Source organism: Hydrogenophaga sp. 2FB, assembly GCF_005503365.1.
Classification (GTDB): Bacteria; Pseudomonadota; Gammaproteobacteria; order Burkholderiales; family Burkholderiaceae_C; genus Hydrogenophaga.
In genome coordinates this window covers 21,713-29,034 of sequence record NZ_SCML01000072.1, presented here as the reverse complement: position 1 = coordinate 29,034, position 7,322 = coordinate 21,713, and the positions used below count along the sequence as shown (strand labels likewise).

General features: G+C 66.3%; 7 protein-coding genes. 4 read left to right on the top strand and 3 right to left on the bottom strand.

Annotated features, from left to right (window positions below; genetic code table 11):
- Positions 1-30: 30 nt before the first annotated feature.
- Positions 31-1,395, top strand: coding sequence for an NAD(P)/FAD-dependent oxidoreductase (locus tag FFS09_RS27855; RefSeq protein ID WP_137922159.1), 1,365 nt, complete (start codon positions 31-33; stop codon positions 1,393-1,395).
- A gap of 12 nt (positions 1,396-1,407) precedes the next feature.
- Here FFS09_RS27855 and FFS09_RS27850 read toward each other — a convergent pair whose 3' ends face one another.
- Complete coding sequence (locus FFS09_RS27850; protein ID WP_137922154.1) at positions 1,408-2,022, bottom strand: glutathione S-transferase C-terminal domain-containing protein; 615 nt, start codon at positions 2,020-2,022, stop codon at positions 1,408-1,410.
- 175 nt (positions 2,023-2,197) lie between these two features.
- On the opposite strand from FFS09_RS27850, the gene purB reads away from it, so the two are divergent.
- On the top strand, positions 2,198-3,577 hold the full coding sequence (gene purB / locus FFS09_RS27845) for an adenylosuccinate lyase (RefSeq protein WP_137922158.1): 1,380 nt from the start codon (positions 2,198-2,200) through the stop codon (positions 3,575-3,577).
- Positions 3,578-3,583: 6 nt separating this feature from the next.
- Here purB and FFS09_RS27840 read toward each other — a convergent pair whose 3' ends face one another.
- Entirely contained in the window at positions 3,584-4,000 is a 417-nt protein-coding gene (locus FFS09_RS27840) for a DUF3717 domain-containing protein (protein WP_137922153.1), read from the bottom strand.
- Between the two features lie 433 nt (positions 4,001-4,433).
- Between FFS09_RS27840 and FFS09_RS27835 the strand changes: the two genes are divergently transcribed.
- Together FFS09_RS27835 and FFS09_RS27830 are read left to right on the top strand one after the other, a co-directional pair.
- On the top strand, positions 4,434-5,186 hold the full coding sequence (locus tag FFS09_RS27835; RefSeq protein WP_137922152.1) for a TerC family protein: 753 nt from the start codon (positions 4,434-4,436) through the stop codon (positions 5,184-5,186).
- A gap of 88 nt (positions 5,187-5,274) precedes the next feature.
- Positions 5,275-5,625, top strand: coding sequence for a phage holin family protein (locus FFS09_RS27830; RefSeq protein ID WP_137922151.1), 351 nt, complete (start codon positions 5,275-5,277; stop codon positions 5,623-5,625).
- A 31-nt stretch (positions 5,626-5,656) separates the two neighbouring features.
- Here the strand turns inward: FFS09_RS27830 and FFS09_RS27825 are convergent, their stop codons facing one another.
- On the bottom strand, positions 5,657-7,285 hold the full coding sequence (locus tag FFS09_RS27825; RefSeq protein WP_252374549.1) for a M48 family metalloprotease: 1,629 nt from the start codon (positions 7,283-7,285) through the stop codon (positions 5,657-5,659).
- Positions 7,286-7,322 lie beyond the last annotated feature (37 nt).

Below are 7,322 nucleotides of genomic sequence, written 5' to 3'. Positions count from 1 at the left end.
CCCCCATTCCCGCCGTCCGCCACCCGGCCGGTGCGCGTGGCCGTCGTCGGCTCCGGCATCGCCGGGCTGGCCGCGGCGCACACGCTGCAAGGCCTGGCCGACATCACGCTGTTTGAAGCCGGCGATCACTTTGGCGGTCACACCCACACGGTGGACGTGATCTTGCCCAACGACCAAGGCGTGCCCACCACCTTCGGCGTGGACACCGGCTTCCAGGTGCTCAACGAAAGCGCCTACCCCAACCTGCTGGCCTTGTTGGGCGCGCTGGAGGTGCCGATCGCGAAGTCGGACATGTCGTTCTCGGTGCAAGTGCCGGGCGCGGGGCGCGGCGGCGACGCGCTGGAATGGAGCGGCAGCGACTTCCGCAGCGTGTTCGCGCAGCGCCGCAACATCGCCGATCCGCGGTTTCTGCGCATGCTCGCCGACATCCTGCGCTTCAACCGCGTCGCCTCGCGCATGGCCGAGCGCGGCGATGACCAGCGACCCAGCAGCGCGTCGTGGCAGCCATTGCGCGACTTCCTGCGCGCGCACCGCTTCTCGAACGAATTCCGCGACTGGTACTTCCTGCCCATGATGGGTTGCATCTGGAGTTGCCCCACCGAGCAGATGCTGGACTTCCCCGTGGCGACCATGGCGCGTGTCTGCCACAACCACGGTCTGCTCCAGAGGAAGGGCCGGACGCAGTGGTACACCGTGGCCGGCGGCGCGCGCGAGTATGTGCTGAAGATCGTCGCGAGCATTGGCGACAAGCGCCTGTCCACACCCGTGCAGCAGGTGTTGCGCGACGAGCAGGGCGTGCGCGTGGTCACGCCGGGCCATGTCGATCGTTTCGACGCCATCGTGATGGCCTGCCACAGCGACCAGGCGCTGCGCCTCTTCGGCACCGACATCTCGGCCAACGAGCAAGCCGTGCTCGGTGCGATCCGCTACCAGGCCAACCGCGCCGTGCTGCACACCGATGCGTCGGTGTTGCCGCAGAGCCGGCGCGCCTGGGCGGCCTGGAACTGCGAGCGAGCGCCTGGTGACGACGAGGCGTCGGCCGCGATCTGTGTGCACTACCTCATCAACCGCCTGCAGCCGCTGCCGTGGCCGCAACCGGTGGTGGTGTCGCTCAACCCGCAGCGCGACATCGTGCCCACGCAGGTGCTGGGCGAGTACAGCTACGAGCACCCGGTGTTCGACCTCGACGCCATCCAGGCGCAAACCCTCGTTCCCGTGCTACAAGGCCAACGCCACACCTGGTTCGCCGGCGCATGGACCGGCCACGGTTTTCACGAAGACGGCCTCAAGTCGGGCCTGCAGGCCGCGCGCGGATTGATCGATGCGCTGCGCCTCACACCTTTCACCAACCCTCGCCAGGCCCTGAGCGCCGCGCTGCCCGGGGTGTTTGCGTGAGGGCGGCCGGCTTCAGGTCGGCCGGCTGTCGACGAAGCTCTGGCGCTGGTTGAGCTTCTCGGCCAGGCGCGCCAGGTTGGGGTATTGCGTGCGCCAGTCGATCGCGGGGAATCGGAAGTCCAGATAGCCCAGCGCGCAGCCCACAGCCACGTCGGACAGGCTGAAGTGAATGCCCGAGCAGAACGGCTTCTCGCCCAGTCCCTGGCTCATGGACTTGAGGCTGGCGTCGATCTTGTGCATCTGGCGGTCGATCCAGGCCTGGCAGCGCTCCGTGTCGCTGCGGTGCTTCCAGGTGGCTTCCATGCGGGCGAGGATCGCGGCGTCGAGCACGCCATCGGCCAGTGCCTCCCAGGTTTTCACTTCGGCGCGCTCACGACCCTGCGTAGGGATCAACTTGCCCACCGGCGAGAGCGTGTCGACGTATTCGACGATCACGCGCGAGTCGAACACCGCCTCTGCGCCTTCCATCACCAGGCACGGCACCTTGCCCAGCGGGTTGGAGGTCATGATCTGGGTTTCATCCGACCACACGTCGTCCAGGATGAGCTGGTAGTCCAGTTTTTTCTCCGCCATGACGACACGCACTTTTCGCACGTAGGGGCTGGTGATGGAGCCAATGAGTTTCATGGGGTGGATCAGGACGGTTGGACAGGGACACACGATTCTAGCCAGCCCCCATGGGCCCGCCACGGGAGTGCGGCCAAGGCGCCCAGCGGCGGCGGTCGCGGAGCAAGGGCCCTCCTACAATCGCCGGATGCGATCGACCTCCTCTTCTCCCGCCACCACCTCCGCCCATTCACCCTTGGCGCCCAGCACCATCTCGGCCCTGTCGCCCCTCGACGGGCGCTACGCCGGCCGCCTGGCCAGCCTGCGGCCCTTCATGAGCGAACAGGGCTACATGCACCGCCGCGTGCAGGTCGAGATTGCCTGGTTCATCGCCTTGTCCGACGCCGGCTTCGCGGAATTCAAGCCGCTCACACCGGGCGCACGCACCTACCTCATGGGCCTGGTGAAGAACTTCAGCGAGGCCGACGGCCAGGCGATCAAGGACATCGAGAAGGTCACCAACCACGACGTGAAAGCCGTGGAGTACTGGATCAAGTCGCGCTTCGAGGCGCGCCCCGAACTGGAAAAAGCGGCCGAGTTCGTGCACTTTGCCTGCACCAGCGAAGACATCAACAACACCAGCCACGCACTGCAGCTCAAGGGCGGGCGCGACGTGGTGCTGCTGCCCGCGCTGGACAGCGTCATCACCAAGTTGCGCGAGATGGCCCATGCCTACGCGGCCGTGCCCATGCTCAGCCGCACCCACGGCCAGACCGCCAGCCCCACCACGGTGGGCAAGGAAATTGCCAACGTCGTGGTGCGCCTGCAGGCCGCGCGCGACAAGATCGCGGGCGTGAAGCTGATGGGCAAGATGAACGGCGCCGTGGGCAACTACAACGCGCACCTGAGCGCGTGGCCGAACTTCGACTGGGAGGCGTTCAGCCGCAACGTGATCGAACAGCCCGAACCGCTCGGCCTGGGTCTCACATTCCAGCCCTACAGCATCCAGATCGAGCCGCACGACTACATGGCCGAGTTGTTCGACGCGGTCGCGCGCACCAACACCATCCTGATCGACCTCGCGCGCGACATCTGGGGCTACGTGAGCGTGGGGTACTTCAAGCAGCGGCTGAAAGAGGGCGAGATCGGCTCATCGACCATGCCGCACAAGGTCAACCCGATCGATTTCGAAAACGCCGAAGGCAACCTGGGCTTGGCCAACGCGCTGCTGCGCCACCTCTCGGAAAAACTGCCGATCAGCCGCTGGCAACGCGACCTCACCGACTCCACCGTGCTGCGCAACATGGGCGTGGCATTGGGCTATGCGGTGCTGTCCTACCACTCGATGGGCGTGGGCCTGGCCAAGCTCGAGCTCAACGAGGAGGCCCTGGCCGCCGACCTGGACGCGTCATGGGAAGTGCTGGCCGAGCCGATCCAGACCGTGATGCGCCGTTACGGTGTGTCGGGTGCGTATGAAAAACTCAAGGAAGTCACGCGTGGCAAGACCGTGACCGCCGCCGCGCTGCACGAACTCATCCGCAGCCTGGAGATCCCGCAAAGCGAAAAAGACCGCCTGTTGGCGATGACGCCGGGCAGCTACGTGGGCAAGGCCAGCGAGCTCGCCAGGCGCGTCTGAGGCGACCTACTTCCCGGACTCTTCCAGGGCACGCTCGGCGTAGCGGTTGAAGCGCCAGGCGTCGCCCTCGATGACGATGCGCCGCCAGCTCGCGCGCTTCTCGCCGGGCGTCATCTCGGTCCAGCGCTGCACCTCATCGAAGGTGCGCCCGCAGCCTTTGCACAGTTCGTCACCCTGGCTGGTGGAGCAGATGGCGATGCACGGTGTGTCGGGCGTGGTCTCGTACCAACTCATCCAGGCGGCCTTGGCCAAGGCCGGCAGCGTGGCCTCGTCGGCTTCGGTCTCGTGGTACCACACCATCAGCGCATACACCTCGGCCAAGGCGCGGGTCTCCGGGCACAGCGACACACCATCTGGCGATGGTGAGCGCTCACGCCAGTAGTTGATCGCGGCTTCGATGTCGGTGATGTGGATGCCGGCCATGGGGTGTGGATCATAGCCAGTCCGGGTCGGCACCCGCCGCGTCCTTGGGCAGAAGCAGCCACGGCTTTGTGGGAACTTCTTGCCCATACATGCCGCCGCGCGCAACGGTGGCCGCTACAATCGCGGGTCTCGAAGGGGAGTAGCTCTCCGATCCAGCGCAGAAGGGCCGAAACGCCCATCGACGATGGACATGCGGGTTGTCGTCAATACGAAGCCAACGCTTCCGGCAACCCGGGCCCGGCAATTCCATTGCCAGGTCGAGCAAGACCTTTGATAGACCCCACGGGTCGATCAAGGCTTGTCCGTTCCCTTCGCCAGCGCAGTTGCGCCATCGTGGGCAGATGAAACAGCGCCTTCTGTTCACCGGTGGTGGTCCGACCATGAGAAGGCCGGGCGCGTAGCGCCCATTTGGACAAACGACAACGAGGAATTTATGGATTTCCTGACTTCGCCCGAGTTCTGGGTCGCCCTGGGACAAATCATCATCATCGACATCCTGCTGGGTGGCGACAACGCGGTCGTGATCGCGCTCGCCTGCCGCAAGCTGCCGCCCGCACAGCGCACCAAGGGCATCATCTGGGGCACCGCCGGTGCCATCGTCCTGCGCGTCATCCTGATCGCGTTCGCGATGACACTGTTGAACATCCCGTTCATCAAGCTCGTCGGCGCCATCCTGCTGATCTGGATCGGCGTGAAGCTGCTGGCACCCGATGACGAGGCCCATGGAAATATCCAGGGCAGCGACAAGCTGCTGGCCGCCATCAAGACCATCATCGTGGCCGACCTGGTGATGAGCGTGGATAACGTCATCGCCATCGCCGGCGCCGCCCAGAACGCGGGTGAACACTCGTTCCTGCTGGTGGTGCTGGGTCTGCTGATCTCCATCCCGATCATCGTCTGGGGCAGCACGATGGTCATCAAGCTGATGGCACGCTTCCCGATCATCATCACGCTCGGCGGCATGCTGCTGGGCTGGATCGCTGGCGGCATGCTGGTGACCGATCCCGCGTTCGTCAACCCCGACAAGTGGACCTGGATGCCCAAGCTCGGCACGCTGGATGCACAAGGCATGGCGGTCATTTCCGACACGCTGTACTGGGCCGCTCACGTCGTTGGCGCGCTGCTGGTCCTGGCACTGGGCAAATGGATTGCCTCCCGCCGTCCGCCCGTCACGCACGAAGCCTGATTGCAGAGATTCCTTATCTCCCGAAGGGGCGGTGTCCGCAAGGGCACCGCCTTTTTTGTTGGCCGAAAGCCGGTGCTATGCTGGCCGCATGAAACTCATCCTGACCTGGCTGCTCGCCGCCTGCGCCCTGCTCGTGGTGGCCTACCTCTATCCTGGCGTGCAAGTGCAGAGCTTCACGTCCGCGCTGATCGCCGCGGCCGTCATCGGACTCTTCAACGTGGTGCTGCGGCCCATTCTCGTGCTCCTGACCCTGCCGGTCACGATCGTCACGCTGGGCCTCTTCCTGTTCGTCATCAACGCGCTGCTGTTCTGGGCGGCTTCGGGCGTGCTCAACGGCTTTCACGTCAACGGCTTCTGGGCCGCGTTGCTGGGCTCGCTGATCTACTCGGTGTTGATGCTGGCGGTCAACACGGCATTGCGCTCCGTGCTGGCGCGCTGAGCCCGCAAACGGGCACGCATCAAGCGGCGCGTCAGCGCCGCTCTTCTTCTTCCCGCACCGTCTCGCGCAACTGCGCCTCCACCTCACGCCGGCGGCTGTCCACAATCGCCAGCTCCATGGCGTCGGCGCTGCGCTGGGCCACGGGAAGCGACTGCGCCACCCTGAAGCGGTCGACCGCACCTGCGTAATCCAGGTGCGCCGCGCGCGACTCGGCCTCGGCACGCAAAGCCCGAAGCGATTGCCCTTGTGCCGTGTAGGCGCGAGACAAGGTCTGCCACGCCACGGCATCGCGCGGGTGCAAGGCCACCCAGGCCTGCAGGCGGGTGACGGCGCGCTGCGGCTGCCCCGTGGCCAAGGCGGCCTGAGCACCCAGAAGCGCACTGCTGCGCGACGTGCCTGTCAACGCCTGATCACGCAGCTCGCCCAGCAAAGTCGCCTGTGCCGGCGGCATGGACGCTGCGCCGGCTGCTGTGGGCGCCAGCAAGATCTCGATTAGCAGCGCGTCCACCGTGGGGCGCGCCTCGGACGGCACCGCCGTGCGCAAACGCTGCGCAAGATCGAGCGCGAGATCGCGCTGCCCCAGGCGCAGCGCCGAGAGTGCGGCTGCGTAACGGTCGCCCGACGACGCATTGGCCGATTGCCCATTGGCCAGCCAGGCGCGCTGGCGATCGGGTCCGTTCTCGGCCAGCACCCGGGCGCGTGCCGACACCAGAGCGTGCTGGGCGCGCGACGGCATGGGCAAGCCAATGGCGGCGCCCTGAGCGCCCCGCGCGCTCGGCAAATCCAGGCGCAAACCCGAAGAGCCCCCCGGGTTCGAAGCGCCCACCCCCGACAAAGTGACGACACTCGCAGGGCCGACCTTGGCGTCTTTTGGAGCGACCGGCCCCGACGGCACGCGGGCTCGCATGTCGGCAATGCGCTCACCGGTCAATGGGTGGCTGCGCAGGTAAGGGAACGAGCCGTCGTCGTAGCGCGAAGACTGCTGCATCTTGTCAAACATCGACACGAAGCCCAGGCCATCAAACCCGGCGCCGGTCAGCACACCAAAGCCCACACGGTCGGCCTCGCGTTCCATGTCGCGTGAAAAGTTCAACTGGGACTGCGCCGCCACCGCGGTGCTGCCCGCCATGGCCGCACCAGCCACATTCGCGTTGCTCCCTGCGGCCAAGGCCCCCAGAATCATCGCGGCCATCATCCAGGGCGCCATGCGCTCTTCGCGCGTCATCATGCGAGCGATGTGGCGCTGCGACACGTGGCTGAGTTCGTGCGCCATCACCGAGGCCAACTCTTCGGGCTTGTCGGTGATGGCCACCAGGCCGAGGTTGACGCCGAGATAGCCGCCGGGCAAGGCGAACGCATTGACCCGCTTGTCACGCGACACCACCAACTCCCACGCCATGCGCTCGGCCAACTCGGGCGGCACATCCCCCCGATCGCGGGCCGCACCGAGCAGCGGCTGCCACAGCGCCTGCAAGTAGTCGCCCAGCACCGGATCGTCGATGTAGTCCGGGTCGCGATAGATGTCACGCGCGATGCGATCGCCCAGACGCCTCTCAGCTCCGACCGACATACCCTGGCCATCGCCCAGGCTCGGCAGGGAAGAGGTAGAGGTGCTGTCGCGGACCGTCTGGGCGACCGATGCCGGCGCGGGCAGCAGCATCGACACCACGGCGAGCGCTCCCAGGCTCAGGGCGCCG

Coding starts and splice junctions, on each gene's coding strand:
- FFS09_RS27825 (WP_252374549.1), bottom strand. CDS start 7,285: ATGCTGCTGCCCGCGCCGGCATCGGTCGCCCAGACGGTCCGCGACAGC.
- FFS09_RS27850 (WP_137922154.1), bottom strand. CDS start 2,022: ATGAAACTCATTGGCTCCATCACCAGCCCCTACGTGCGAAAAGTGCGT.
- FFS09_RS27830 (WP_137922151.1), top strand. CDS start 5,275: ATGAAACTCATCCTGACCTGGCTGCTCGCCGCCTGCGCCCTGCTCGTG.
- FFS09_RS27835 (WP_137922152.1), top strand. CDS start 4,434: ATGGATTTCCTGACTTCGCCCGAGTTCTGGGTCGCCCTGGGACAAATC.
- FFS09_RS27840 (WP_137922153.1), bottom strand. CDS start 4,000: ATGGCCGGCATCCACATCACCGACATCGAAGCCGCGATCAACTACTGG.